General features: G+C 61.0%; 16 protein-coding genes. 9 read left to right on the top strand and 7 right to left on the bottom strand.

What is annotated here, in order from left to right; genetic code table 11:
* Positions 1–15: 15 nt before the first annotated feature.
* The 6 genes from guaD (at position 16) to ACM3N8_RS00995 (ending at position 10,844) form a co-directional block, all read left to right on the top strand.
* The gene (gene guaD / locus ACM3N8_RS01020) at positions 16–1,332 is read left to right on the top strand and encodes a guanine deaminase (protein ID WP_416015309.1); all 1,317 of its coding nucleotides are present in this window, start codon (positions 16–18) and stop codon (positions 1,330–1,332) included.
* 372 nt (positions 1,333–1,704) lie between these two features.
* Positions 1,705–3,006 carry an NCS2 family permease gene (locus ACM3N8_RS01015; RefSeq protein ID WP_172955440.1) on the top strand — a complete coding sequence of 434 codons (1,302 nt, stop codon included), beginning with the start codon at positions 1,705–1,707 and terminating at the stop codon, positions 3,004–3,006.
* A 306-nt stretch (positions 3,007–3,312) separates the two neighbouring features.
* A complete protein-coding gene (xdhA, locus tag ACM3N8_RS01010; RefSeq protein WP_416015308.1) occupies positions 3,313–5,631 on the top strand; it encodes a xanthine dehydrogenase molybdenum-binding subunit XdhA in 2,319 nt (772 codons plus the stop codon).
* A complete protein-coding gene (gene xdhB, locus ACM3N8_RS01005; RefSeq protein WP_416015307.1) occupies positions 5,624–6,502 on the top strand; it encodes a xanthine dehydrogenase FAD-binding subunit XdhB in 879 nt (292 codons plus the stop codon). Before xdhA ends, xdhB begins: the two co-directional genes overlap by 8 nt.
* A complete protein-coding gene (gene xdhC, locus ACM3N8_RS01000) occupies positions 6,499–6,984 on the top strand; it encodes a xanthine dehydrogenase iron sulfur-binding subunit XdhC (protein WP_416015306.1) in 486 nt (161 codons plus the stop codon). The genes xdhB and xdhC overlap by 4 nt, the downstream gene beginning before the upstream one ends.
* Before the next feature lie 641 nt (positions 6,985–7,625).
* Positions 7,626–10,844 (top strand): ExeM/NucH family extracellular endonuclease, encoded by a 3,219-nt coding sequence (locus ACM3N8_RS00995; protein ID WP_416015305.1) that lies wholly within the window; start codon positions 7,626–7,628, stop codon positions 10,842–10,844.
* 163 nt (positions 10,845–11,007) lie between these two features.
* Here ACM3N8_RS00995 and ACM3N8_RS00990 read toward each other — a convergent pair whose 3' ends face one another.
* Positions 11,008–11,553, bottom strand: coding sequence for a glycine zipper 2TM domain-containing protein (locus ACM3N8_RS00990; protein ID WP_043134898.1), 546 nt, complete (start codon positions 11,551–11,553; stop codon positions 11,008–11,010).
* 621 nt (positions 11,554–12,174) lie between these two features.
* Between ACM3N8_RS00990 and ACM3N8_RS00985 the strand changes: the two genes are divergently transcribed.
* Positions 12,175–12,363: a hypothetical protein gene (locus ACM3N8_RS00985; RefSeq protein WP_043134896.1), complete on the top strand. Its 189-nt coding sequence runs from the start codon at positions 12,175–12,177 to the stop codon at positions 12,361–12,363.
* A 93-nt stretch (positions 12,364–12,456) separates the two neighbouring features.
* Here ACM3N8_RS00985 and ACM3N8_RS00980 read toward each other — a convergent pair whose 3' ends face one another.
* Positions 12,457–13,983 (bottom strand): YfcC family protein, encoded by a 1,527-nt coding sequence (locus ACM3N8_RS00980; RefSeq protein WP_416015304.1) that lies wholly within the window; start codon positions 13,981–13,983, stop codon positions 12,457–12,459.
* Positions 13,984–14,596: 613 nt separating this feature from the next.
* Here ACM3N8_RS00980 and ACM3N8_RS00975 point away from each other — a divergent pair.
* Positions 14,597–16,219, top strand: coding sequence for an acyl-CoA synthetase (locus ACM3N8_RS00975; RefSeq protein WP_290018286.1), 1,623 nt, complete (start codon positions 14,597–14,599; stop codon positions 16,217–16,219).
* 143 nt (positions 16,220–16,362) lie between these two features.
* A complete protein-coding gene (locus tag ACM3N8_RS00970; RefSeq protein ID WP_416015303.1) occupies positions 16,363–17,847 on the top strand; it encodes a P-loop NTPase fold protein in 1,485 nt (494 codons plus the stop codon).
* A 31-nt stretch (positions 17,848–17,878) separates the two neighbouring features.
* On the opposite strand, the gene hisIE is transcribed toward ACM3N8_RS00970, so the two are convergent.
* The 5 genes from hisIE to ACM3N8_RS00945 form a co-directional block, all read right to left on the bottom strand.
* Positions 17,879–18,514 carry a bifunctional phosphoribosyl-AMP cyclohydrolase/phosphoribosyl-ATP diphosphatase HisIE gene (gene hisIE / locus ACM3N8_RS00965; protein WP_290018284.1) on the bottom strand — a complete coding sequence of 212 codons (636 nt, stop codon included), beginning with the start codon at positions 18,512–18,514 and terminating at the stop codon, positions 17,879–17,881.
* On the bottom strand, positions 18,507–19,280 hold the full coding sequence (gene hisF, locus ACM3N8_RS00960) for an imidazole glycerol phosphate synthase subunit HisF (RefSeq protein WP_290018282.1): 774 nt from the start codon (positions 19,278–19,280) through the stop codon (positions 18,507–18,509). The genes hisIE and hisF overlap by 8 nt, the downstream gene beginning before the upstream one ends.
* 180 nt (positions 19,281–19,460) lie before the next feature.
* Positions 19,461–23,432 carry a PAS domain S-box protein gene (locus ACM3N8_RS00955; RefSeq protein ID WP_290018280.1) on the bottom strand — a complete coding sequence of 1,324 codons (3,972 nt, stop codon included), beginning with the start codon at positions 23,430–23,432 and terminating at the stop codon, positions 19,461–19,463.
* Positions 23,429–25,588 (bottom strand): PAS domain S-box protein, encoded by a 2,160-nt coding sequence (locus tag ACM3N8_RS00950; RefSeq protein WP_290018279.1) that lies wholly within the window; start codon positions 25,586–25,588, stop codon positions 23,429–23,431. Before ACM3N8_RS00950 ends, ACM3N8_RS00955 begins: the two co-directional genes overlap by 4 nt.
* Positions 25,581–26,690 carry a two-component system response regulator gene (locus ACM3N8_RS00945; RefSeq protein WP_098984098.1) on the bottom strand — a complete coding sequence of 370 codons (1,110 nt, stop codon included), beginning with the start codon at positions 26,688–26,690 and terminating at the stop codon, positions 25,581–25,583. Before ACM3N8_RS00945 ends, ACM3N8_RS00950 begins: the two co-directional genes overlap by 8 nt.
* Between the last annotated feature and the right edge of the window lie 63 nt (positions 26,691–26,753).

Raw genomic sequence — 26,753 nt, 5'->3', positions numbered from 1 at the left:
AACAGGGACACTGTTATGAAAAACGACAACTCCGTCAAAGCGGTGCGCGGCAGTTTCTTCGACATCAGCCGGGTGGTGGACCAGCCCGAGGAGATAGAGCCCAATGCCCGTCTGGTCGAGGATGGCCTGCTGATCATTCGCAACGGCTGCATCGACTGGTTCGGTCAGTGGGAGGGGGGCAAGGATCGCATTCCGGCCGAGGTGCGGGTGCGGGACTATCGCGGCAAGATGATAGTGCCGGGCTTCGTCGACACCCACATTCACTACCCGCAAAGCGAGATGGTGGGGGCCTATGGTGAGCAGTTGCTGGAGTGGCTCAACCGCCACACCTTTCCGGCCGAGCGGCGCTACAACGACCTCGAATACGCCCGTGAAATGTCCACCTTCTTCATCAAGCAGCTGCTGCGAAACGGCACCACAACGGCGCTGGTGTTCGGCACAGTGCACCCCGAGTCGGTGGATGCCCTGTTCGAGGCGGCGAGCCGCATCAACATGCGGATGATCGCCGGCAAGGTGATGATGGATCGCAACGCGCCCGATTATCTGCTCGATACCGCGCAGAGCAGTTATGAACAGAGCAAGGCGCTTATCGAGCGCTGGCACGGCAATGGCCGTTTGCTTTACGCCATCACGCCGCGCTTTGCCCCCACCTCGACCCCCGAGCAGCTGGCCATGGCGAGACGGCTGCGCGAAGAGTACCCGACCACCTATCTGCACACCCATCTGTGCGAGAACAAGGAGGAGATCGCCTGGGTGAAATCCCTCTTCCCGGCGCACCAGGGCTATCTCGATGTCTATCACCAGCACGGGCTGACCGGCCACAACTGCGTGTTTGCCCACTGCGTCCATCTGGAAGAGCAGGAGTGGGATTGCCTGAAAGAGACCGGCTCCACCATCGCCTTCTGCCCTACCTCCAACCTCTATCTGGGCAGCGGGCTCTTCAAGCTGCACAAGGCGTGGCGCAAGCAGGTGAAGGTGGGGATGGGCACCGATATCGGCGCCGGTACCACCTTCAACATGCTGCAGACCCTCAACGAGGCTTACAAGGTGATGCAGCTGCAGGGGGAGCGGCTCTCGGCCTATCAGGCCTTCTATCTCGCCACCCTGGGCGGTGCCCATGCGCTGGGGCTGGACGAGAAGATCGGCAGCTTTGCCATCGGCAAGGAGGCGGACTTTGTGGTGCTCGACCCGGTCGCCACCCCGTTGCAGCAGCTGCGCTACGACAACTCCACCACCTTGCGGGACAAGCTGTTTGTGCTGTTGACCCTGGGGGATGACAGATCCATCTACCGCACCTATGTGGATGGCCAGCTGGTACACGAACGGGGCTAAGGATGGAGGGGGGCTGCCTGGGCGTGGCCCCATAGAATACGGTGGCTGGCGGGCCCACAGGGAGGCCGGCACCCAAGCAAGCGAGCAAGCAAGCGCGGGGAAGGTTTCCCCGCAACAGAAGGTGAAATGGCCCGGTTTTTTTGATCAGCAAAGCAAACGTTTGTCGATCTTCCGAACACCATATCGCCTGCGATCGTGGCATGACAGAGCCACGGCACGGGCTGCCATTTCGTCACACATATTCAGGGATGCTGGAAGGAGTGGGTTATGACCCAGGCAAGCAGGACAAACAGTGTGAAAGAGGCGGTCAGTGGCCAGGGTGAGACATCGGGGCGACAGCCGTCCTCAATCGGTGCGCTGGATCGCTACTTCATGATCAGCGAACGGGGCAGCAATGTGCGCCAGGAGGTGCTGGCGGGGCTCACCACCTTCCTCGCCATGGTCTACTCGGTCATAGTCGTGCCAGGCATGCTCGGCAAGGCGGGCTTTCCCCCCGGCGCCGTGTTCGTGGCCACCTGTCTGGTGGCGGGCTTTGGTTCGCTCCTGATGGGGCTCTGGGCCAAGCTGCCCATGGCCATCGGCTGCGCCATTTCGCTCACCGCCTTTACCGCTTTCAGCCTGGTGCTGGGGCAGCACATCTCCATTCCGGTGGCGCTCGGCGCCGTCTTCCTGATGGGGGTGCTGTTTACCGCCATCTCGGTGACCGGGGTGCGCAGCTGGATCCTCGACAACCTGCCGATGGGGATAGCTCACGGTACCGGCATCGGCATAGGGCTCTTCCTGCTGCTGATCGCCGCCAACGGGGTGGGGCTGGTGATCAAGAATCCGCTGGAGGGGCTGCCGGTGGCGCTGGGGGCCTTTACCTCCATGCCGGTCATCATGTCCCTCATCGGCCTGGCGGTGATCGTCGGGCTGGAGAAGCTCAAGGTGCCGGGCGGGATCCTCTTGGTGATCATCGCCATCTCCCTCTTCGGCCTTATCTTCGATCCGGCGGTGACCTATCAGGGGCTGTTTGCCATGCCGAGTCTGGCCGATGAGCAGGGCAAGTCCCTCATCTTCAGTCTGGACATCATGGGGGCCCTCTCGCCGCTGGTGCTGCCAAGCGTGCTGGCGCTGGTGATGACGGCCGTGTTCGATGCCACCGGCACCATCAGGGCTGTGGCGGGGCAGGCCAACCTGCTGGACAAGGATGGCCACATCATCAACAGCGGCAAGGCGCTCAGCGCCGACTCCATCAGCAGCATCTTCTCCGGTCTGGTGGGGGCGGCGCCGGCCGCCGTTTATATCGAATCGGCGGCAGGCACGGCCGCGGGCGGCAAGACCGGCCTCACCGCCACCGTAGTGGGAGCCTTGTTCCTCTTGATGCTGTTCCTCTCGCCGCTCTCCTACCTGGTGCCGGCCTATGCCACGGCACCGGCCCTGATGTACGTGGGACTCCTGATGCTGAGCAACGTCGCCCGGCTCGACTTCGATGACTTCGTCGGCGCCATGTCCGGCCTGCTGTGCGCCGTCTTCATCGTGCTCACCTGCAACATAGTCACCGGCATCATGCTGGGCTTCAGCGCCCTGGTGATAGGCCGCATCTGCTCCAACGAGTGGCGCAAGCTCAACGTCGGCACCGTCATCATCGCCCTGGCGCTGGTGCTCTTCTACGCCGGTGGCTGGGCCATCTAGTCCAGGGGCCTGTGTCATTGCGAGCGTCTCATCGGGGGCCACCGGCAGGTGGCCCCCGATGCTTTTCAGCCGCGGCAGGTACCATTTTGATAATGGGGATTACCAGATTGATAACGGGGCGCATGCCAGCGGCTTGATGAGCATGAAAAATCGGCAATCCGGCTGCGCCCCGAGCCCGGCTTTAGTGCCGGATGGGATCTTCTTCACACTTATCCCCATCGCTGGCCTGCCTGCGGGAAACAGGCGCATATTTTGCTGTTTTTTATCCTGGTTCTGGATTTTCTTACCTGAAGCAAGGACTTGCATATGTCCATAGGATTACCGCTCAAGCGGGTGGATGCCGAGGCCAAGGTGACCGGCAGCGCCCGCTATACCGATGACAACATCATGCTCGGGATGCGCCACGCCAAGTACGTGCGAAGCCATATCGCCCACGGCAAGGTGCTCACCATCGACGCCAGCGAGGCGCTGGCCCTGCACGGGGTCGAAGCCGTGTTCACCCATGAGGATGTGCCCACCACCTGTTTTCGTACCGCTGGTCACGCCTGGTCCCTCGATGAGACCAAACGGGATGTGAAAGACAGGCGCCTGCTCACCGACCATGTGCGCCACTTTGGCGACGGTGTGGCCATCGTCGTGGCCCGCGATCCCCTGGTCGCCGAGAAGGCGGCAGCCCTGGTCAAGGTCACCTACGAGCCGCTGCCGGTGATGACGGATGCGGCTAGTGCGCTGGCCGAGGGCGCCTACCCCATACACCCGACCGGCAATCTGCTGCGCCAAAGCCAGATCCGCGCGGGTGAGCCCGATCAGGCCATCGCGGCGGCAGACCTGCAATTTCAGGCGCACTACCAGACCCCTGTGGTGCAGCACTGCCATCTGGAGACGGTGACCTGTTACGCCTACATGGATCAGCCGGACCACATCATAGTGGTCTCCAGTACCCAGATCCCCCAGATAGTGCGCAGCCGGGTGGCCAAATCCCTCGGCCTGCCCTGGTCCAGCGTGCGGGTGATCAAGCCCTACATGGGCGGCGGTTTTGGCAACAAGCAGGATGTGCTGGAAGAGCCGATGGCGGCGTTTCTGAGCCACCAGCTCGGCGGTGTACCGGTCAAGGTGACGCTCAGTCGTGAGGAGTGTTTCTTTGCCTCCCGCACCCGCCACGGCTTTGCCATCGACGGCAAGATAGGGCTCAACCGCGACGGCACCCTCAAGGGCTATCAGCTGGACGTGCTCTCCAACACAGGCGGTTATGCCTCCCACGGCCACTCCATCGCCAGCGCCGGTGGCAACAAGATAAGTTACCTCTATCCGCGCAGTGCCTTCGGTTACAACGCCAAGACGTTTTACAGCAACCTGCCCACCGCCGGTGCCATGCGCGGTTACGGCGCGCCCCAGGTAATTTTTGCCCTCGAGTGCATGCTGGATGACGCCTGCGCCGAGCTGGGTCTGGATCCGCTCGCCGTGCGTATCGCCAACGTGGCGCGCGAAGGCGACGTCAATCAGGTCAACCAGAAGACCATCTACAGCGCCGGCTTGCCCGAGTGCCTGCGCCGGGGCGGCGAGCAGTTCGAGTGGGAACGGCTGCGGGCCGAGTGTCTGGGGCAGGATCCGGCGAGCCGGGTGCGACGCGGAGTGGGCGTGGCTTGCTTCAGCTATGGCTCCAATACCTATCCGGTGGGGGTCGAAATTGCCGGTGCCCGCATGCTGCTCAATCAGGATGGCACAGTGAATCTGCAGATAGGTGCCACCGAGATAGGGCAGGGGTCGGACACCGTCTTTGCCCAGATGGCGGCCCAGACCTTAGGGATTCCGTTTGAACAGATCCGGGTCATCTCGACCCAGGATACCGACATCACAGCCTACGATCCTGGCTCGTTCGCCTCGCGCCAGAGCTATGTGGCTGCCCCCGCCATCCATCAGGCGGCGCTGCAACTGAGAGCCCGCATCCTGTCGCTGGCGGCCCAGCTCTGCCATCAGGATGTAGGGTCGCTGACCCTGATCGACGGTTACGTGGTGCTGACCGGTGCGCCGGACAAGGTGCTGATAAGCGTCGCCGAGGTGTCGGTCAATGCCTACTACCACCTCACCATAGGCGGCCAGATCACTGCCGAGGTTTCCCACAAGACCACCACCAACCCGCCGAGTTTCGGCTGCACCTTTGTCGATCTCAGCGTCGATATCGATCTCTGCAAGGTGACCATCAACCGCATCATCAACCTGCACGATGCGGGCAAGATCCTCAATCCGCAGCTGGCAGAGGGGCAGGTGCACGGCGGCATGGGGATGGGGATCGGCTGGTCCCTGTTCGAGGAGATGATCATAGACGCCAAGACCGGCGTGGTGCGCAACCCCAACCTGCTGGACTACAAGTTCCCCACCATGCTGGATTTGCCGGAGCTTGAATGCGACTTCGTGCAGACCTACGAGCCCCAGTCTGTCTATGGCCACAAATCCCTGGGGGAACCGCCCATCATCTCCCCCGGCCCGGCGATTCGTAACGCCATTCGCATGGCGACCGGGGTGGCCATCAACGAGCTGCCCATCACCCCCAAGACCCTGTTTCGGGAGTTTGTGCAGGCGGGTCTTATCACCGAGGGGTCAAGTGAGGAGCAACGCCATGTTTGATATTGCCCGTTATTACAAGGCCCGCAGTGTGGCCGAGGCCGTGGCCCTGCGCCAGGCCGACCCGCAAGCGCGCCTCTTGGCCGGTGGCACAGATGTGATGATCCAGCTGCATCATCTCAACGCCGCCTATCGCCATATCGTCGATATTCACGACTTGCCCGAATTGAAGGGGGTGAGCGAGTTGACTGATGGGTCAGTTCGCATCGGTTCTGGCACCACCTTTACCGAGCTTATCGAAAACGAACTGGTGCAGCGCCGCCTGCCCATGCTGGCCGAGGCGGCCGCCACCATAGCCGGTCCGCAGATCCGCAATGTCGCCACCTATGGCGGCAACATCTGCAACGGCGCCACCAGTGCCGACTCGGCGGCGCCGACGGTGGCGCTGGAGGCGGAGCTGGAAATTGCGGGGCCGGGCGGCACGCGCCGCATCCCCATCGCAGGTTTTCACACAGGACCGGGCAAGGTGGCGTTGCAACCGGCGGAGATCCTGGTGGCGTTTCACTTTGCCCCCGACCCCCATCCCCAGGTGGGCTCCCACTACTTCAAATACGCCATGCGGGGCGCCATGGACATAGCCACCATAGGCTGCGCCGCCTACTGCCAGATTGAGGATGGCCGCTTCAAGCGCCTGCGGCTGGCCTATGGGGTGGCGGCCCCGACGCCGGTGCGCACCCCGCATGCCGAAGCCGCGGCTGAGGGGCAACCGCTAACGCGGGCGACGCTGGCAGCGATTGCCGAGGCTGTGGTGGCCGATGTGGCGCCGCGCTCCTCCTGGCGGGCGGAGAAAGCCTTTCGCCTGCACCTGATCAAGACCCTGGCGCAGCGGGTGATCACCTGCGCCGTCGAACGTGCCGGAGGCAAAATTTTATGATGCAACCGCAAACCTGTCCTGCCGTGGAGATCCAGTGCGAGATCAACGGCAAGCTTTACTGCTACGCGGTGTCCCCCAATATGTCGCTGCTCCACTTCCTGCGTGGCCAGGGGCTGATCAGCGTGAAAGAGGGGTGCAGCGTCGGCGAATGCGGCGCCTGTACCGTGCGGGTGGATGGCACAGCCATCGACAGCTGCCTCTATCTGGCGGTCTGGGCCGATGGCAAGTCCATTCGCACCGTGGAGGGGGAGCGGCAGGGCAACCAGCTCTCCGACGTGCAGCAGGCCTTCATCGACGAGGGGGCTGTGCAGTGCGGTTTTTGTACCCCCGGCCTTGTGATGGCGAGCGCCGCCCTGCTCGACAAGACAGATCGCCGCCCGCTGACAAACGAGGAGATCCGCCGTGGCCTCTCCGGCAATCTCTGCCGCTGCACCGGCTACCAGAACGTGGTGCGGGCGGTGAAAAAATGCTGCAAGGGCTAGGGTGAGGCTGCCGCCCCGAACGTCATGTGCGGGGCGGCTATGTTGGGGGCATGCCTGCTTCCAATATCACCGCCGGCAAGACGGTATCTGACGGCCATGCAAACAACAGGCGGGGCCTGGAAAACCTTATTTTGGTCGTCTCATATTAATGGCGTGATATTTATCCATGGGGGGTGAGCGATATTTTCGCCCGGTAACACAGTGGTGCCATATGGTCGGGTATCCTCTGCCGTCGTCGCTATTTCCAGCTAATTGTCCCGTGAATGGCCGATCGCGATTCGCCCTGGGTATCGCTGGCGGGATCCTTTCTCAAGCTGCTGTTTTTTCTCCCTATGTCAGTGTGTGTCGCCATCTTGTGCGCCGTTGCCGGATATTGGCGGCAGCAAATGCCAATGGTGGTGCGCCGCTCATCCTGTGGCAGAGATGTCAGCTGAAAAACATTATTTTTCGTCACCTGCTCGCAACAATTTTCTGTAATTGTTAGCCAGCTCGCGGCGGCCCCGGGGCCAAACGGGCAGAGTAGGCGCGATATTTGGCCATGGGCCCGTATCGACGGTTTTGATAGCTGTAACAAGGTGCTGCGGCCCGCCTAACGCGGGGCGCCAATAACATATCTGCTAATAAGAAAAGGAACATTGGCTATGTCAGGAAGACACTCTCTGGTGGCGCTCGCGGTCGGGTTGGCGCTGTCAGGACAGGCACAGGCACAACTGCTGATCAGCGAATACCTGGAAGGATCCAGCAACAACAAGGCGGTGGAGCTGAGCAATCTGGGCGCGACGCCCGTCGATCTCTCCCAATACCGGCTGGCGCTCTACGCCAACGGCAAACCTCTTACCGATACCCCCACCAACAGCCTGGCGCTGCAAGGCACCCTGGCCCCGGGCGCCAGCCTGGTGCTGGCCAACCCCTCCGCCAACGCCGAGATCCTGGCCAAGGCCAATCAGACCAGTGGCAACCTGGTGTTCAACGGTGACGACGCCCTGGTGCTCTATCGCGGCAGCGAGATAATCGACAGCTTCGGCCAGGTGGGGGTGGATCCGGGCACGGCCTGGGTGTCCGGCAGCGTCTCGACCCTGGACATGACGCTGCGCCGCAAGGCCACAATCACCGCGGGTCGGACTGATGCGACCGGCCCCTTCGATCCGGCGCTTGAATACGTGGCCGCCGCCAGGGATGACGCCAGCGGCCTGGGTTGCAGTGGCGATGGCCCCTGCGATGGCACTCTGCCACCGGCCTTCGTCTGCCCGGTTGATCAGCTGGTGCCCGTGCCCGCCATTCAGGGGCCCGGCAGCAGCAGCCCGCTGGTGCCGGCCGGCAAGTTTGAATCCGAGCAGGCCTATGCCACCCGTGGCGTCGTCACCCAGGTGGTGAACGGTCTCTACAAGGGCTTCTTCATCCAGGATCCGCAAGGGGACGGGGATCCGGCCAGCTCGGACGGTTTGTTCGTCTACAGCACCCAGGCCAACGGCGCCATAGTGCCGGGAGCCGAGGTGTGCGTCTCGGGCAAGGTGAAGGAGTACTTCAACCAGACCCAGCTCAATGCCGATCAACTGGTGGTGACCCAGCCCATGGTAGCCTTGCTGACGGCGGTGGATCTGGTGCCGGTGGCGGGCGAGACCCTGAACCAGTTGCTGGAGCGTCATGAGGGGATGCGGGTGCGGCTGGTGTCCGAGTCCAGCCTGGTGGTGACCCGCAACTTCAGCTTCGATTACGACGGCAAGCGCAACAACCTGGTGCTGGCTTATGGCGCGCCCCTCATCAAGTCGACCCAGAAGTTTGCCGCCATGAGCGAGGAGGCGAGCCAGTGGGCCCTGCGCAACCAGCAAAATCAGCTGGTGGTGGAGACGGACGCCAAGACGCCGGATGGGGTGCTGCCCTGGTATCCCGCCTTCAATGCCGAAGATGGCTACCTGCGCATCGGCGACAAACTCAATGGCCTGGAGGGGGCGCTCGGCTACTCCTACAACCTGTTCCGGCTGGTGGCCAGCAACCGCATCGACAGCAGCGACATAGATCACAGCGGCTGGGACAGGGTAGAGACCCCAGAACTCGCCGAGGCGGGGGATCTGCGGGTCGCCAGCTTCAACGTGCTCAACTTCTTCACCACTGTGGTGGGCGGGGATGCCAACCCCACCGGCAGCAACCGTGGCGCCCTGACAGTGGCGGAGTTCGAGAAGCAGCGCACCAAGATCGTCAGCGCCATCACCCGCCTCAACGCCGATGTGGTGGGGCTGATGGAGATAGAGAACAACGGCTACGGCGACAACTCCGCCATCGCCAACCTGGTGGCGGCCCTCAACGCCGCCCAGCCGGATGAGGCGGATCACTACCGCTGGATTGCCTCGCCGGATGGCCAGCCCATAGGCACAGATGCCATTACCGTGGGCCTCATCTACCGACCCGCCAGCGTGACGCCGCAAGGGGCAGCCAGCCTCATAGTGCTGCCGGTGCAGCAGGCCGAGGCTCTGGATGCCAGTGGCAAGCCGGTTGCCATCAAGCAGGGCATGCGCGAATCGCTGTTGCAGCAGTTCAGCTCACCCAAGGGGGATGCGCCTCTGACCCTGGTGGTCAACCACCTCAAGTCCAAGGGCTCCGCCTGCTTCGAGGATTACCCCGACTATGCAAGCGCCGATCCACTGGATGGCCAGGGTCACTGCAACGCGCTGCGGGTCTCCGCCGCCAAGGTGCTGGGGGAGAGTCTCAAGGCGCTGGGCGGGGATCTGCTGCTCATCGGTGACATGAACGCCTATGGCATGGAGGATCCCATCCGGGTGCTGACCAGCTATGATCCGGCGGCCCAGCCGCGCCAGATCATGAGCGCCTCCTTCACCACGCTGGCGGGCCAGCCCTATGAGGAGAGCGGCAGCGCCCTTGGCAAGGGGTATGGTTTTGTGAACCTCAACACCCGCTTCCACGGCACCGACACCTACTCCTACAGCTATGAAGGTGAGCTCGGCAACCTGGATCACGCCCTGGCGAGCCCGAGCCTTGCGGCCAAGGTGATCGGCATAGAGGATTGGCACATCAACTCCGCCGAGAGCAACTTCTTCGAATACGGCAGCAAGTACACAGGCCAGCTGGCCAAATCGGACGGCCCCTTCAGCGCCTCGGATCACGATCCCGTGCTGGTGGCGATCCAGTATCCGTTGCCGCCTGCCGGGATGATCAGTCTGGAGAGCGCGGTCGCCAGCGTGGAGGAGGGCAGCACCCTCACGCTGAACGTTGCGCGTCGCGACGGCACTCATGGGGAGGCCAGCGTCAGCTATCGCATTTCCTACGGCAGCGCGGATGCCAATGACGTGGCGCCGCTCACCGGCACCCTGAACTGGGCGGCCGGCCAGAGCGACAGCCAGACCATCAGCATCCCGGTGAAGAGCGACACCCTGCACGAGGGGGATGAGACCTTCACTCTGGAGTTGTTCGATGCCAGCGGCGCCACTCTGGGTGAGCAGCGTCAGACTCTGGTGACCATCAAGGACAAGCTGGCGCCGTCCACCATTGCGCTGGCTCGCGCCAGCATGACGGTGAACGAGGGGCAGTGGTTTGCCGAGATCCCCGTGGTGCGCAGCGGCGATCTGAGCAAGCCGGCCCGTGCCCAGTTGGGCCTTGAGGGGATCACGGCGCGCTGGGGGCTGGATTTCCTGCCCTGGTTCAGCCAGTCGGTGAGCTGGGCCGCCGGTGAGGGGGGCAGCAAGTCGGTCAAGGTGCTGATCATCGATGACTGGTTTGTGGAGCCCACCGAGCAGTTCAAGATAAGCCTGCGCCAGTTGCAGGGGGGCCAGCCCGGCAACCTGCAGGAGACCCGGGTCGACATAGTGGACAACGACAAGCCCTGGTGGCCGTTTGGCCGCCGCTGATAGGCGTCATGAACATGCGTGATACAAGGGGCCTGCGGGCCCCTTTTTGCTGGGCATGATGGGGTTGGATTGGGCGGGCAGCCATGTCAGACGAGGTGACTGGCGCGCAACAAAAAGGCCCATCGGTGTGATGGGCCTTGGGGTGCTCATAGAACGTGGTCTGTCAGGATTGACTCTGGGCGCTGTCGATCACCAGCTTGCCGTCCTTGACCGGTATGGTGGCACCGGGGGCCTTCTCCATGCGGATGACCCCTTCCTGACCGGCGAGGCGGTAGGTGACGTCATAGCCCAGGGTGCGGGTGCTGCTCTCCTGCACCGTCTTGCAGCGCTGCTGGGTGCTGGTGTAGGTGTCGCCCGCCTGCATGTTGCCCTGCACCTGGTTACCGGCATAGCCACCGGCCACGGCGCCCGCGGCTGTGGCCACCTTCTTGCCGTTGCCGCCGCCAAACTGGTTGCCGAGCACGCCGCCCAGCGCGGCGCCAACCACGGTCCCCAGGATCTTGTTCTCATCCTGCACGGGTTTGCGGTGGGTCACTGTGACGTTGTGGCACTCCTGACGGGGCGTCTTGATGGTCTCGGTCACCGGCTTGCTGGCCAGCACCTCGGCAAACTGAGGCTGGGCTGAAAACAGGGATCCGCTGGCGGCGGCCGACAATGCCAGCGCAGAGGCCACACCGATCCCGACACCTGCCAACATGGATTTGTTCATTTTGCGTTCTCCTGAAATGCATCACCTGATGCGGCTGTTGCTTGCCGCGATCTTGGCACAACCAGGAGGATGAACAAGGCGACCAGCGCGCGGGCACGACAAGCCCTGACTTCACCAAAAAGCCCCTCGTCAAAAAGGTGTCGGGCTTTGGCGACAAAGGCCGTGGAGCTGGGGCTGGAAAATGGGCATGTCACTCTGGATCGGGTGGATGCGTCGCAATTTGCGATTCATATGGGGTCTTTTTATCCATTTTGCGTCAAACCACTGCCGCGCCACCGCCATAGAGCGGCACTCTGCCGCGTTTGTCCTCCGACGCGGGCTTTAAGGAATTGCCCGAGTGCACCGACTGGTGCGCAAGTGCTTGATAAATCGCTGGACTGACGGAGACCTGCTGCCGATAACAGATCACGGCAAGCATTATGCTTGGTCTTTTGGCAGAGAGTGAGACGGGCCCATGAGCGACAGTGGCTCACCCCGACAGGCGCGATGCAGTGCCGGTGAGCCAGGTAACGCCGTCATCATCTCGGGGCCAGTGAAAGTGACAACGGCAATACCGGGGCAATCCCGATGCGGCACGCGTTGGGACTGTGGTGGTCAAGCAAGAATCGGCAAGGGGGACTTATGTCGATGCTGCCAAGATGGATACAGCCGGCCGTACAGGCCGAGATCATTACCCAGCAGCAGGCACAGCGACTGCTGGCATCCCTTTATCAACCCCTCTCCGAAGTGGCGCAGGAGCTGCCCGCCGACATAGTCGACATCAGCCTCAAGCTCTACTGCTTTCGCCAGCAAGGCCGGGTGCGTCATTGATGCATGAGTGAGTGGGCGTTTCCCTGGAGCCGTGGACCGCACAGAGAGCGCCCGGCACTGTGGGCCGGGCGCTCTCTGGCAGTGAGGCCCGCCTCAGATCATCATCACCTGCACCACCAGCATCAGGGCGCCAAAGCCCAGCACGAAGCCCACCATGGGCAGCACGAACCTGACCCACTGGTTGAACTGGATGCCGAGCATCTGCAGGGTGACCAGCACCAGCCCGGTGGGGGCCAGGAACAGCATGGCGTATTGCCCCCAGTTGTAGGCCGACACCACTATGTAGCGCGGGATCATCACGGTATCGGCGAGCGGCGCCATGATGGGCATGGAGAGTACGGCCAGCCCGGAGGAGGAGGGCACCACCAGCCCCAGCAGGGTGAACACCAGCATCTGTGCCACCGCGAACACGGCGCCGTGCATGCCAGAGACCAGATCGGAGGCGTAAGCCAGTATGGTGTCCGAGATCATCCCCTGGTCCAGCACCAGATTGACCCCGCGCGCCAGCCCTATGATCAGCGACACCGCCACCAGTTCGGAGGCGCCCTGGGTGAAGGCCTCGACCGCCTCTTTCTCCTTCAGCCCCGAGATGAACATGATGATGATGGCGACGGCGAGGAAGGAGGCTGCCATCTGCGGGAACCACCAGCCGGCCATGGAGACGCCCCACACCATGAGCGGGAAGGCGAGGATGAACAGGGTCAGGATGATCTTGCGGCGCAGGGTGAAGGGGACTCCTTCATCGAGGGATCCCTCTTTGAGGAAACGAGCCCGGAAGCTCTCTCTGTCCTCATAGGTGTAGGAGAAGGCCGGGTTGGCCTTGATCTTCTTGCAGTACCAGTGGAGATAGCCAATGACCACCAGGGTGCCCACCAGACAGCCGACGGCGCGAAAGATCAGCCCCTCGGTGAAGGGAATGCCGGCGGCGTTGGAGGCGATCACCACCGAGAAGGGATTGATGGTGGAGAAGGTGGTGCCCATGGAGGCGGCGAGGAAGATGGCTCCCACGCAGACGATGGCGTCATAGCCGAGCGCCAGGAAGATGGGTACCAGTATGGGGTAGAAGGCGACCGCCTCTTCTTCCAGCCCGCAGGTGGTGCCCCCCAGCGCCATCACGAAGCAGACCAGCGCCACGAACATGAATTCGTTGCCCCGGGTCCTGCGCGACAGCGCCACCAGGCCGGCGCTGAAGGCCCCCGTCTTGTTGATGACGCCGATGAGCCCGCCCAGCACCAGGATGAAGACTATGATGTCAGCCCCCTCTATGGTGCCCTTGACCATGCTGACCGCCACGTCGGCGAGCCCCTTGGGGGCCTGCGCCAGTCGCTCATAGGTGCCGGGGATGGCGATGGGCTTGCGGATGGTGCCGCTGGTGAACTGTTCCACCCCGATATTGATATTGAGTTTTTCAAGCTCGCTCTGGGTGGCGGGCACCCGGCTTATTTCTCCCTGCGGGCTATTGACCATCAGGGTGTGGTTGGCCGAGTTATAGGAGAGCTTGGAATAGGCCCCCGCCGGAATGATCCAGGTCAGGGCTATGGCCAGCAACATAATAAGAAACAAAATGGTAAAAGCAGTGGGAAATTGTCTGCGTGGCTTGGTATTCGGCTCGGCACACATAAAATGCTCCTCGATAAAGCAGGTTCGGGCTCGGCGGAATATCGGGTCGACAGGGTTCCTTCGTCATGGGGCTGGAGTGCGCAGATCTACTGGTAATGGCGTACTCGTTGGCGAGAAGTCTGGCCTGATATTGGGCATGAGGTAGATTGTTTCACCATGTAACCATAACCTGCTGGTGTTGGGATGAATACGAAGCGCGGCCCGCTTTATGGGTTGGCTCACAAAATATATTTGCTGATGGAGTTGTCGTTAATTTCAATGCCGTACCCATGCGGGGTCATTATATTCAATAATTATCCAAGTTCATTTGGTGAATATAATTGGCAACAACGCCTCGGCTGCAAATAAAGATGTAAAGGATGCATGGCAACCCATGCCGGTTTGATAATGGATACATATTATTCAAGGTTGGCAATGCCCGGCATCATGACCGGCCTGACCAAGTGAAAACCCAAGCAGCGCCATCGCCTAAGACGTTTTGCTAATACCTGCCGCCATGGCCCTGCTGTTAGGCTGTCAGCCCCATAAGAGATCGGCGCAGGGCATGATGCCGGCGAGATCTCCTGCCCAATCCGATCCAGCCGCTTTGTGCCACCTGCGAGGAAGGAACCCGATGACAGAGCAGAACATCTATGAGGCCGGCCTTGATAAAAGCCCCGCCAATTTCGAGGCGCTGACCCCCATCAGCTTCCTGGCCCGGGCGGCGCGGGTCTATCCCGACTATCCGGCGCTGATCCATGGGGCCTTGCGTCAAAACTGGGCCCAGACCGAGCGACGCTGCCGCCAGCTCGCCTCGGCCCTGCGTCGGCACGGCATAGGCGAGGGGGATACAGTCTCCATCGTCGCCCCCAATACCCCGGCCATGTTCGAAGCCCACTTCGGGGTGCCCATGAGCGGCGCCGTGCTCAACACCCTCAACACCCGGCTCGATGCCGAGTCCATGGCCTTCATCTTCCAGCATGCCCAGAGCAAGGTGGTGCTGGTGGACAGGGAGTTCGGCGCCGTGGTGCGCAAGGCGCTGGCATTGATTGAACACTCGCCGTTGGTCATCGCCATCGACGATCCCCTCTATCGGGAGGGGGAGCTGATAAGCGAGCTCGACTATGAACAGTTTCTTGCCCAGGGGAACGGGGATGAGCCCGGTTGGCTGCCGAGCGATGAATGGCAGGCGATCTCCCTCAACTACACCTCGGGCACCACGGGCAACCCCAAGGGCGTGGTCTATCACCACCGCGGCGCCCACCTCAATGCGGTCAACAACGTACTCTCCTGGGAGCTGCCCAAGCACAGCGTCTATCTCTGGACCCTGCCGATGTTCCACTGCAACGGCTGGTGCTTCCCCTGGACCCTGGCGGCCACCGCCGGGGTGAGCGTCTGCCTGCGCCATGTGCAGGCGGCGGCCATCTTTGATGCCCTGCGCGAGCACAAGGCGAGCCACTTCTGCGCCGCGCCCATCGTCCTCAATATGCTCAACAACGCCAGTCCTGCGCTTAAATACGGGCTCAATCATCCCATCAAGGTGATGACGGCGGGGGCGGCGCCGCCCGCCACCGTGATCGCCAGCATGGAGGCTATGGGGATCGCCGTGACCCATGTCTATGGTCTCACCGAAACCTATGGTCCCTGCGTGCTGTGCGAACCCCAGCGAAGCTGGCAGGGGCAGGATGCCACCACGCTGTCGCGTCTCAAGGCGCGCCAGGGGGTGGCATCCCCGCTGCAGGGGGAGATGCGGGTCATCAACCCGGTCAGCGGCGAGCCGGTTCCCCAGGATGGCAAGACCCTGGGGGAGATAGTGCTGCGCGGCAATGTGGTGATGAAGGGCTATCTCAAGAACCCGGCGGCCAGCGCCGAGGCGATGGCGGAGGGCTGGTTTCGCAGCGGCGATCTGGCGGTCTGGCACCCGGACGGTTATGTGGAGATCAAGGACAGATCCAAGGACATCATCATCTCGGGCGGGGAGAACATCTCCAGTCTGGAGGTGGAGGACGTGCTCTATCGCCATCCCGATGTAGACGAGGTAGCGGTGATCGCCATGCCGGACGAGAAGTGGGGGGAGGTGCCCTGCGCCTTTGTGAAGCTCAAGGAGGGGCGCGAGCTCACCCAGGCAGAACTCATAGCGTTTTGCCGCGAGCATATGGCCCATTTCAAGGCCCCCAAGCGCATCATCTTCACCCCGCTGCCGAAAACCTCCACCGGCAAGGTACAAAAATTTATGCTGCGCCAGCAGCTGGGATAATAGCTGGCGGTCACTGTCCTATGAACGTTTAAGTTGGCGTCATATTGCCCTGGGGTGATATGGCGCCAAATTCGTATGTTCATCAAACTCTTTCGGAACTCACTCTGGTAATATCCTACTCAATATCGAGACAGGGAAACACTATGACGGTTGCAGCATTTAATTGGGGTGAGCCACTCCCATGGGATGGCCCAGGAGCCATTGAAGGGATGGAGGAAACTCTCGCGGGAGATCGACTGGACCGCGCTCGCTATGCCGAGTTTCTGACCAACTATTTGGCAGCCGAGGGCAAGCAGCGCAACTATGTGCTCAACCTCAATGCTGAATGGGGGGCGGGCAAGACTTGGTTTATCAAGCGCTGGTATATGGAGCTGAAACAGCACTATCCCACCGTCTATATCGATGCTTGGCAGCAGGACTTTTCCGATGATCCTTTGCTGACGGTTATTTCATCGATTATCGACCAGCTAAAAGAAGTTGCAGGAAAAGAAAATAAAATCCCGGACGGTATGCGCCAGCGGCTACTTGGATTATTCAAGGTCGGCGGCAAGCTTGCGTTGAAAGCGGCCATCAAGAAAGCTGGACTGGAAGAAGACGATTTTTCTCTGGAAGGAGAGGATGCGAATCAGTTGGTCGATGCCCTTTGCAGCAATCAGAAAGAGCGTTATGAATCTATCCAGTATCTTAAACAAGAAATACGGCAATGGGTGGAGGGAGCTGTTGGATTAAGTAAAGGAAAACTGGATTATCCCGCCTTTATTTTGATTGATGAGCTGGATCGCTGTCGCCCTTCCTATGCGGTAGAAATGCTGGAAACAATCAAACATATATTCGATATCCCTAGAGTGGTGTTTGTGCTGGCAACAGATACCGAGCAGTTACAGCATGCAATCAAGGTGATTTATGGGGAGGGGTTTGATGGTAAAAAATATCTTGAACGATTTTATGATAGCCAACGTACTTTGAAACAAGGCTCTCGTTATGAGATGGCTAAGTCAAGATTAGATCTTTATGGTGATGACTTTTGGTTATCAGAAGAATTCTTTTTGTATCCCAAGATGTCAAAGATGCAGCTTTCTGAAACCATCGCTGATATTTCAAAGGCTTTTGAATTGTCGCTTCGAGATATGCATAGATTAATATCACATCTAGTTGCAATATTAACCAATATTAGGAAAAACATAGATATTGTGTTCTTGGTGACTCTTTATTGTATTCATCTTAGGAAACGAGATGCTTACAATACCTTGTTGATGGAACGGAATAACTTAAAAAGAGTTCTGTCAGAGGGGGGAGATCCAAATTTTGAATGGATAAAATGGGCACAAAAACTCGATATTCATGCATTGCAGTCTGTAAGTATTAGTTTTGATCTATCTGGATTAGATGAAAGGTGTCAATCTACAATATCAAAAGTAGATGCTCTAAATTACTTTATTTGGTTGTATGCTTTAAGTTTTGATTATAATACAGATATTGATTTTCTAGATAAGCAAATAGATTCTGGAATTATGTTTGATAGAACATCATATTCAATGCAGCAGGCAGTTATTCAATTAATCAATAAGCATTCTGATTTTAATATAATGGACTATGATGATTTTTTAATGCTCGGATTTAATGATTAAACGGGCTGTCAGCCCGTTTAATCATTTACGGTTATTTATTGTGGCGCTCATAGAGCCGCTGCACCACATCCTTCAACTCCAGTCCCTCGTTTTGCAGCAAGACTGTGAGGTGGTAGAGCAGATCGGCGGATTCGTTGATGAGCTCCTCACGATCCTTGGCCATGGCGGCCAGCGCCACTTCCACACCCTCTTCACCCACCTTCTGGGCGATGCGCTTGGTGCCCTTGCCATAGAGGCTGGCGGTGTAGCTGGTGGCCGGGTCGGCGCCCTTGCGCGATGCCAGGAGCTGCTCGAGCTCTGCCAGGAAGCCGAGCGGCGGCACAGGGTGGCCGTCGAAGCAGGAGGGCGTGCCCAGATGGCAGGTGGGGCCGACGGGGTTGGCGGCGATCAGCAGGGAGTCCTGATCGCAGTCGGTGCTGATGGCGACCAGCTTGAGCACATGGCCCGAGCTTTCGCCCTTGGTCCAGAGGCGTTGCTTGCTGCGGCTGAAGAAGGTGACCTGGCCGGTGGCCTGGGTCTTTTCCAGCGCCTCGCGGGTCATGAATCCCTGCATCAGCACCTCGCCGCTCGCGGCATGCTGGACGATGGCGGGGATCATGCCATCACACTTTGCCCAGTCCAGGCGCTCGGCGAGCGGTAGCTCGTTGTTTACAGCTTGATTATTCACGGATGGCGACTCCTTCGGTTTTCAGCCAGCGTTTCAATTCGGGAATGGGGATAAGGCCCTTGTGGAACACGGAGGCGGCCAGGGCCCCGTCCACGTCGGCGATAGTAAAAGCATCGAGGAAGTGTGCCATGGTGCCGGCACCACCGGAGGCGATCAGCGGCACCTTGCAGACGGCGCGCACCAGCTTGAGCTGCTCGAGGTCGTAGCCCTGGCGCATGCCATCCTGATTCATCACGTTCAGCACGATTTCGCCGGCGCCGCGCTTTTGCGCCTCCTGCACCCAATCCAGGGTATGCCAGGCTGTGGTGCGGGTGCGGCTCTCGTCGCCGGTAAACTGCTTGACCTGATAGTGACCGGTCTGCGCATCAAAATAGGAGTCGATGCCCACCACCACGCACTGCACGCCGAAGCGCTCCGCCAGTCGGGTGATGAGGGCGGGATCGGCCAGGGCCGGCGAGTTGATGGAGACCTTGTCTGCGCCAAATTCGAGGATCTGGCGGGCATCCTCCACGCTCTTGATGCCACCGGCGACACAGAAGGGGATGTCGATGACTTCCGCCACCCGGCTGACCCAGCTCTTGTCGACCACACGGGCATCGCTCGAGGCGGTGATGTCATAGAACACCAGTTCGTCGGCCCCTTCCTCTGCGTAGCGGCGGGCGAGCTCGACGATGCCGCCCATCACTTCATGATTTCGAAATTGCACTCCCTTGACCACAACGCCATCTTTGACGTCCAGACAGGGGATAATACGCTTTGACAACATGCTCGTTGCTCCATGTAACGCACGGTTAAAAACATCGTTATTGCCGGGTGACGCGGGCGTCAGACGGCCAATGAGTGAAGATCGTCGGCATGCTTCAACAGGTGGTGCCCAACCGGGCGACAACGTGGCCGCAAGGGGACGTGTTCGACAGGGGAACCAACACTATATGCATGACTTTATTCAGTGATTCAACCCTTTATCTCTCTTTGTCGCCGCAGGATGCCGGGTCGGCGCATCCGGGCTGGCCGGTTCAAATTCTGTGGTATGTTCCTGCGTTGCCTGCAGGCTGCGCAGGGTGAGCAGGGCGCCGTCGAAATCGAACACTTTCAACTGGCGTGCCAGAGTATCCCCTTTGGGCCCGAGGCTAAGGAGCAGGGGGCCGGCGTACTGCTCGAACAGCGGAATGACGGCTGTGTCGCTTTGCAGCAGCAGGTCTTCAATCTGGCGCAGCAACTGCTGCTGCCAGTGACCGTTGAGGGGGGCCGACACTGCGGCGGGTTCAGGCTCTTCCTGACCCAGCAGTTCAAGCAGGGCACCGAGTGCGTTCGCTATCTCCGCCATTTGATCGGTCAGCTCGCTGCCATCGCGGGACAGGTCGTGTTCCAGCCGCTGGCTCTGGTCGGCCAGGGATACCCAGCCCAGAGTCGCGGCGACGCCGCGCAAGGTGTGGGCGAGGCGCGTGGCGGCCGGTTGATCGCCCGCTTGCAGATGGCTGCTGAGCAGTTGCATGTCCTGGCTGTGCTCACTGGCGAAGTGGCGCAGCAAGGCGGCGTATTTCACCTGATTGCCCTGCAGCGCCGCCAACCCCTGTTGCAGATCCAGACCGGGGAAGGATTGCAGTCGGGCGAGCGGGGCTATCAGGGTATCGCTGGCCCTGCGCTGGTATTGAGGCTGCACCGGCGTGCTGGCGGGCAACCACAGTTGCAGCGCCTCAAACAGCTTGGCGGGGGTCACTGGCTTGGCGATGAAATCGTTCATGCCCGCCGCCTCACAGGCTTTTTTGTCCTCTTCAAAGGCACTGGCGGTCAGCGCCAGAATGGGGATCTTCTCCCAGCCCGGCAAGATACGGATGGCGCGGGTGGCACTGTAGCCATCCATCAGGGGCATCTGTATGTCCATCAGGATCAGATCGAAGGCGTGCTGGCTGACGCGCTCCAGCGCCTCCTGGCCGTTGACGGCGGTCTCGATGACGAGGCCGCTGTTGTTGAGCAGTTCCAGCACCACCTCGCGGTTGATGGCGTTGTCCTCCACCAGCAGCACGCGGGCGTGGTTGGAGAAAAAGAGCGCCTGCTGCACCGTCTGCTCGAGTCGCGCGGCTTGCTGCGGCTCGCTCTGCCCCGGAGAGAGCAGGGCGGTGAACCAGAAGCAGCTGCCCTTGCCCGGCACGCTGCTCAGACCGACCTCGCCCCCCATCAGGGTGGCGAGCCGGCTGGTGATCGCCAGGCCAAGGCCGGTGCCGCCGTACTTGCGGGTGGTGGAGACGTCGGCCTGCTCGAATGCCTGGAACAGCTTATCGCTCTGTTCCGGACTGATGCCGATGCCGGTGTCTTCCACCTCGAAGCGCAGCAGATACCCCGTGGGCAGCGGGCGCTCTATCCGTACCCGCAGGGTGACCGAGCCCTGTTCGGTGAACTTGATGGCATTGGCCGCGTAGTTGAGCAGCGCCTGGCGCAGGCGGGTGATGTCGCCATGGACCCAGGCGGGTGTATCCCCTATGTCGACTATGATGGTGAGCCCCTTGGCGCGGGCTTGCTCGCTCATCAGGGCGCTGACATTGTCCAGCATGGCGGTGAGGGAGAAGTCACTCTGCTCCAGCACCATCTTGCCCGCATCGATTTTGGAGAGATCCAGTATGTCGTTGATGATGGTGAGCAGGTGCTGGGCGGCGTTGTCTATCTTCTCCAGCCGATCGTGCTGGGTGTGATCCGGAGTGTCGCGCTTGAGCAGATAGGTGAGCCCCAAAATGGCGTTCATGGGGGTACGGATCTCGTGGCTCATGTTGGCCAGGAAGGCGCTCTTGGCACGGTTCGCGCTCTCCGCCCTTTGATGGGCCTGGGCCAGTTGCAGGGTGCGCTCGTTGACCATCTCTTCCAGGTGGTAGCGGTATTGATCCAGCTCCTCGCCGAGCTGTTTCTTCTCCGTGATGTCCGCCTGCACGGTTACATAGTGGGTGATGACGCCGTTCTCCTGCCGGATGGGGGAGACGGTGGCCAGCACCTGATAGTGGGAGCCATCTTTGCGGCGGTTGATGAACTCGCCATGCCAGCGCTGACCCTGATGGATGGCGTCCCACAGGGCAACATAGGTCGCCTTGGGGGTGAGACCGGAGCGTAGCAGGGAAGGGGTCTGGCCCAGCACCTCGCTCTGCTGGTATCCGCTGGCGGCCAGGAAGGCGACGTTGACGTACTCGATGCGCGCCTGGGTATCCGTGATGAAGACGCCATCCGGGCTCTGCTCCAGGGCCAGCGACAGTTGCCGCAACTGTTGTTCGGCCTGCTTGCGCTCCGTGATGTCCAGATTGATGCCGAGCAGGCGCAGCGGGCGCTGCTGGGCATCCCGATAGACGCTGCCCTTGCTCACCAACCAGCGGGTGTCACCGCTGGGCAGCAGGATGCGAAACTCTATCTCGAGCGGTTTGCCTGCTCCTGGCAAGTCGGACAGCAGCTTGTCGATGCGGACCTTGTCGTCCGGATGCACGCAACTCTGCCAGGTGCTGAAGGTGTTGAGCTGCTCCACACTGCGGCCATAGAGGCGGGCACATTCGGGGGAGAAGAACAGCTGGCCACTCGGGATGTCCCACTCCCAGATGCCGACGTGTGCCCCTTCCTGAGCCATCAGCAGGCGCTGTTCGCTATTGCGCAGGGCTGTGCTGGTGGTCTCTGCGCGGATGCGGGCGCTGATGGCATCGTCCATCAGATTCAGTGCCGCCAGACGGGCACGGCGCTGGGTATCGAGTGCCACCTGCTGGTTTTGCAGCAGCTGCTGCTCGGTCAGTTTGCGCTCCGTGATGTCCTGTACCGTGCCGTACAGCTCGACTATGGTGCCACTGCCATCGCGCAAGGCGGCGCCCCGGGCAATGATCCAGATGGGCTCCCCCTGTTCGTGTATCACCTCGGCATCGCACTCGTAGGGATAGCCGGTCTGCAGGCAATGCTCGACTGCCTGGGCGATGGCGCGCCACCCTTCCTGGGTGAAATATTTCCTCACCTCGGGATAGACGGCGGGGGGCAGAGACTGGTCGCGGCCATAGATACGGTAGATCTCGGGTGACCAGTAGTGGCTGTTGTCGGCAATATGCCAGCGCCAGTTGCCTATCTTGGCCAGATGCTGGGATTCGCGCAGGATCACCTCGTTGCGGCGCAGGGCCTCTTCGGTCTCCTTGCGTTGCTGGTTGTCCTCGATGATCGAGATGAAGTAGTCGGGCTCCCCCTTGAGATCCCGGACCAGCGCCACTGTGAGGGTGATCCAGAGAATGTCGCCCCCCTTGCGCAGGTAGCGTTTCTCCAGGGTGTAATGAGGCCGCTCGCCCGCCAGCATCTGGGTCACATAGGTCTGGTCGATGAAGAGGTCATCCGGGTGGGTGATCTGCTGGAAGGTCATGCCCATCAACTCATCGGCCTGGTAGCCCACCATGTCGCACAGCCGCTGGTTGACCCGCAGCCATTTGCCGTCCGGGGCGACCAGGGCAATGCCCACCGCCGCCTGCTCGAAGGTGGCCTGAAAGCGGGTTTCGCTCTGCTGCAGACGGGACTGGATGTTCATCAGCTCCTGCCAGCGCTGGGTCTCCCTGGCGCGGGAGCTGTGCATGGCGGCGCTGAGCAGGCTGATGAGGACGCCGTTGGCGAGCAGTATTCCCCATTGCACCAGATCCTGGCCGGCGGCAATGGTCAGCGAATGGATCGGGGGCAGCAGGAAGTAGGTAGTGACCAGGGCGCTCACCAGGGTGCTGAGCAGACCCGGCAGCAGGCCACCGAGCAGGGAGCAGAGGATGATTGGCAGCATGAAGAGCACCAGCAGCGGCCGTTCGCCAAAGGCGATGGGCAGCTGTATCCGGATCTGCAACATGAGAATGGGCAGCAGAATGGCCAGCAGGCAGACCCCCCACCGTTGCCGGGGCTGGCGGGTATGCCACAGCTGAGACCAGCTCATCATTGGGACTCCTCTGGCGGTGTGGGGGCTTGAGGGTAGGGCGGCTGCTGCCCAAGCTGAAGTGACAGCGCATTGATCTGGTGCTTGAGGGTCAACATGGCCAGCTCCCTGTCCACCATCACCTTGTTGAAACGCTCCAGCTCGCTGTTTTGCTGGCGCAGTTCCGTGGCCTGACGGGTCAGAGCCTGCTCGACCTGCTCCCGCTCGGTCACGTCCAGCAAGAGGCCGAGAACGGCGGGCTGGCCACGATAGTCGACGCGCCGCCCATACAGCTCCACCTCTATGTTCTGATGGTCGTGGTGCAAGGCGGTGAACCGGGTGTGGATCTCGGTATCTTCCTGCTCGCAGCGCAGCAATTGCTCCGCCACCCTGTCGCTGTCTTTCGGGCTGGCCAGAGCGTGCAGCGTGCCGACTTTCAGCAGGGAGTTGGTCGAGCTGTAGCCGAACAGGCGAGCGAAGCCCGGGTTGATGTAACAGAGCTGGCCCTGCTGGAGTATGTAGATGCCGGCCAGGGACTGTTCCACCAGGGCGCGAAACAGACCTTCCCGTTCCTTGAGGCCCGCCTCGGCCCGTTTGAAATCCGTTATGTCGCGGGAGATGCCGAAGATGCCGATCACCTGGCCCTCGTTGTCTTGCAGCGGCCCTTTGGTGGCGAGGAACACCCGATCGCCGCTGGGCAGGGTGAGGTACTCCTCCTGTGTCTGTACCTTGTTGCGGGCGATGACCTGCTGGCCCAGATCCATCAACATTCGTGCCTGGTCGGGTGGGAAGATGGCCATGTCATCCTGACCCAGCATATCGGCGGCCGGCTTGCCGACGAACTGGCTGGCGGCACGGTTGAACAAGATGTATTTGCCTTCCATGTCCTTGGCGAAGATGGCGTCTTCCGAGCTGTCGGCAATGGCGGAGAGCAGTTGCAACGCCTGCAGGCGTCCCGCCTGGGATTGGCGGATCTGCTCTGCCATGAAGAGCTGGGTATGCTGGCGTAGCAATATGATGCCGGCGTTGGCGATGAAGAGCACCAGCATGCCTATGAGCCCAATCCAGATACTCTCCCTGAAAGCAGCGTGGTTGAGCTCCGTCTTGTCTATCTTGGCGATTAGATACCAGTCGGTGCCGATGACGGAGTGGATGGTGCCAAAGACCTCGACCCCCCGGTAATCCTGGCCAAAGAACGTCTGCCTGAGCCCCTCTTTGGCACCGCCGTTGAGAAACTGGGCCGCCAGCAGCGTCTTGTTGTCGATGGGGATCTGCAGGGTGAGGGCAGAGTGGGGGCGATAGCGCACGTCATTGAGAAACTGCACCTGATTGCCGTGTTTGCGAAACAGCAGGGCTTCCCCGCTGCTGGCCGGTATGGGCCACTGCTTGAGAATGTGGTTGAGCCAGTCGCTGGAGCTGATCTGCAGCACGACAAGAGGGGCGCCGCTGCCAGGCATGGACAGCGGGGCTATGAAGTCGAGCCTGGGCTGGCCCTGCTCATCGAGATAGGGCCCCACCCGCATGACGTTGCCCGCTTCCACTTGAGCCAAGGCCTCGCGCAGTGGCGTGCCAAGACCGCTGGCCCCCGGGGTCTGCCACAGGGCTGTGCCGGCCGGGCTGAATACGGTCGCCGCGCTGAATCCCCTGATGGAGATGAACTCGGCCAGCCGGGTCATCAGGGGGGTATGTCCATCCGCCGGATGTGCAACTTGTCCCTGGCGATAGAGATTGGCATAGAGCGGGCTTTCGATCAGCAGGCGGGCATCGCGCTCACGTGCATTGAGCCACTCGGTGATCTGTTTGCTCTTGAGATCGGCGATGGCCTCGATCCTGGCTATCTCCTTGTCCTGGGTGTGACCCAGGCTCTGGGCGATGGCCATGCCGGTGAGCCCCAGGATCAGGCCGTTGATCAGGATAAGGGGCAAGAGCTGACGGCGAGAGAATTGACGGTTGACCACTGGCATGTCGATGCGACGGCGCAGCATGGCATAGAGCATGAGCGCCGTGATGAGGATGAACAGCCAACCCTTGATGGTGCTGGCCAAGGCAAACTGGGCCTGAGTGCTGAACAGCCACTCCACTGCCTTGTCGGAGAGCAGGATCCACAGGCTGGCCACGGCGGCATAGGTCAGCACTATGTTGAGAATGTAGGCCCGGGTGAGCGGGGGCTGGTCAGCCATGCTGTGCCTCGTTGTCATCCTTGTAGCGCTCGGCGATGGCGACGAACTGTTCGAAATGGCTGTCGAATGCCGCCACCACGTCCGGATCAAAATGCTGGCCGCTGCCGGTGAGGATCAGGGTTCTCGCCTCGTCATAGGGCATGGCGGCCTTGTAGACCCTTACGCTGATGAGGGCGTCAAACACGTCGGCCAGCGCCATCAGCCGGGCCGAGAGGGGAATATCATCGCCGTGCAGGCCGTCAGGGTAGCCGCTGCCGTCCCACTTCTCGTGGTGCCAGTGGGCAATCTCCTTGGCCAGGGTAAGGAATGCCAAGGGTTGTTCTATGTCTTGCTCCGCTTGCTCGATGGCATCGCTGCCGAGCTTGGCATGGGTGCGCATGGTGCCCCACTCTTCCACCGTCAACTTGGCCGGTTTGAGCAGTATGTGATCGGGAATGCCCACCTTGCCGATGTCGTGCAAGGGGGCCGAGCGGCTCAGCAGGTCTATGTAGCGAGGGGTCAGGGTCTCGGCAAAGCGGGGATGCGTGGCGAGGGCGCTGGCCAGTTGCCGCACGTAGCCCTGAGTGCGCAAGATGTGGTTGCCGGTTTCGGGGTCACGGATCTCCGCCAGGTGGGCGAGGGCACGGATGGAGACCTGCTGGATCAGGTCGTTCTCCATCATGCGGCGTGCCACCTCGGCCTCCAGCGCCGTGTTCTGGCTCTGCAAGCCGTCACGGGCCTGTTTGGCCTCCAGCTGGGTACGCACCCGGGCCTGGACGATGGCCGGTTTGATGGGCTTGGTGATGTAATCGGCCGCTCCCAGCGACAATCCGTACTCTTCACTCTGGGGATCGGCGAGGGCGGTGAGCAGCACCACGGGAATACGGCTGGTCTCGGGGGTGATGCGCAACTGTTTGAGCACCTCATAGCCATCCATGCCCGGCATCATCACATCCAGCAGGATGAGATCCGGCGCCGTCTTGCCAGTGGCGATCCGCAGGCACTTCTCTCCGCTCTGGGCGGCCAGCACCCGATAGGTGGGAGAGAGCAGATCGGTCAGCACCATCAGATTCTCGGGCGAGTCATCGACGATCAGTATGGTGGCGGCGTGAGATGTGAACATAAGTCCTCCGTGACGTTGTCTCAATGAGTTCGAGTATAGAGTCAATTGTTACCAAGTAATAAG

Source organism: Aeromonas sp. A04, from assembly GCF_047780465.1.
GTDB classification, from domain to species: domain Bacteria; phylum Pseudomonadota; class Gammaproteobacteria; order Enterobacterales; family Aeromonadaceae; genus Aeromonas; species Aeromonas bestiarum.
This window is presented reverse-complemented; position numbering and strand designations above follow the sequence as displayed.

What these genes read in the sequence shown, in the direction of transcription:
- guaD (WP_416015309.1), top strand. Translation starts at nt 16, where the DNA reads ATGAAAAACGACAACTCCGTCAAAGCGGTGCGCGGCAGTTTCTTCGAC.
- ACM3N8_RS01015 (WP_172955440.1), top strand. Translation starts at nt 1,705, where the DNA reads ATGATCAGCGAACGGGGCAGCAATGTGCGCCAGGAGGTGCTGGCGGGG.
- xdhA (WP_416015308.1), top strand. Translation starts at nt 3,313, where the DNA reads ATGTCCATAGGATTACCGCTCAAGCGGGTGGATGCCGAGGCCAAGGTG.
- xdhB (WP_416015307.1), top strand. Translation starts at nt 5,624, where the DNA reads ATGTTTGATATTGCCCGTTATTACAAGGCCCGCAGTGTGGCCGAGGCC.
- xdhC (WP_416015306.1), top strand. Translation starts at nt 6,499, where the DNA reads ATGATGCAACCGCAAACCTGTCCTGCCGTGGAGATCCAGTGCGAGATC.
- ACM3N8_RS00995 (WP_416015305.1), top strand. Translation starts at nt 7,626, where the DNA reads ATGTCAGGAAGACACTCTCTGGTGGCGCTCGCGGTCGGGTTGGCGCTG.
- ACM3N8_RS00990 (WP_043134898.1), bottom strand. Translation starts at nt 11,553, where the DNA reads ATGAACAAATCCATGTTGGCAGGTGTCGGGATCGGTGTGGCCTCTGCG.
- ACM3N8_RS00985 (WP_043134896.1), top strand. Translation starts at nt 12,175, where the DNA reads ATGTCGATGCTGCCAAGATGGATACAGCCGGCCGTACAGGCCGAGATC.
- ACM3N8_RS00980 (WP_416015304.1), bottom strand. Translation starts at nt 13,983, where the DNA reads ATGTGTGCCGAGCCGAATACCAAGCCACGCAGACAATTTCCCACTGCT.
- ACM3N8_RS00975 (WP_290018286.1), top strand. Translation starts at nt 14,597, where the DNA reads ATGACAGAGCAGAACATCTATGAGGCCGGCCTTGATAAAAGCCCCGCC.
- ACM3N8_RS00970 (WP_416015303.1), top strand. Translation starts at nt 16,363, where the DNA reads ATGACGGTTGCAGCATTTAATTGGGGTGAGCCACTCCCATGGGATGGC.
- hisF (WP_290018282.1), bottom strand. Translation starts at nt 19,280, where the DNA reads ATGTTGTCAAAGCGTATTATCCCCTGTCTGGACGTCAAAGATGGCGTT.
- ACM3N8_RS00955 (WP_290018280.1), bottom strand. Translation starts at nt 23,432, where the DNA reads ATGATGAGCTGGTCTCAGCTGTGGCATACCCGCCAGCCCCGGCAACGG.
- ACM3N8_RS00950 (WP_290018279.1), bottom strand. Translation starts at nt 25,588, where the DNA reads ATGGCTGACCAGCCCCCGCTCACCCGGGCCTACATTCTCAACATAGTG.
- ACM3N8_RS00945 (WP_098984098.1), bottom strand. Translation starts at nt 26,690, where the DNA reads ATGTTCACATCTCACGCCGCCACCATACTGATCGTCGATGACTCGCCC.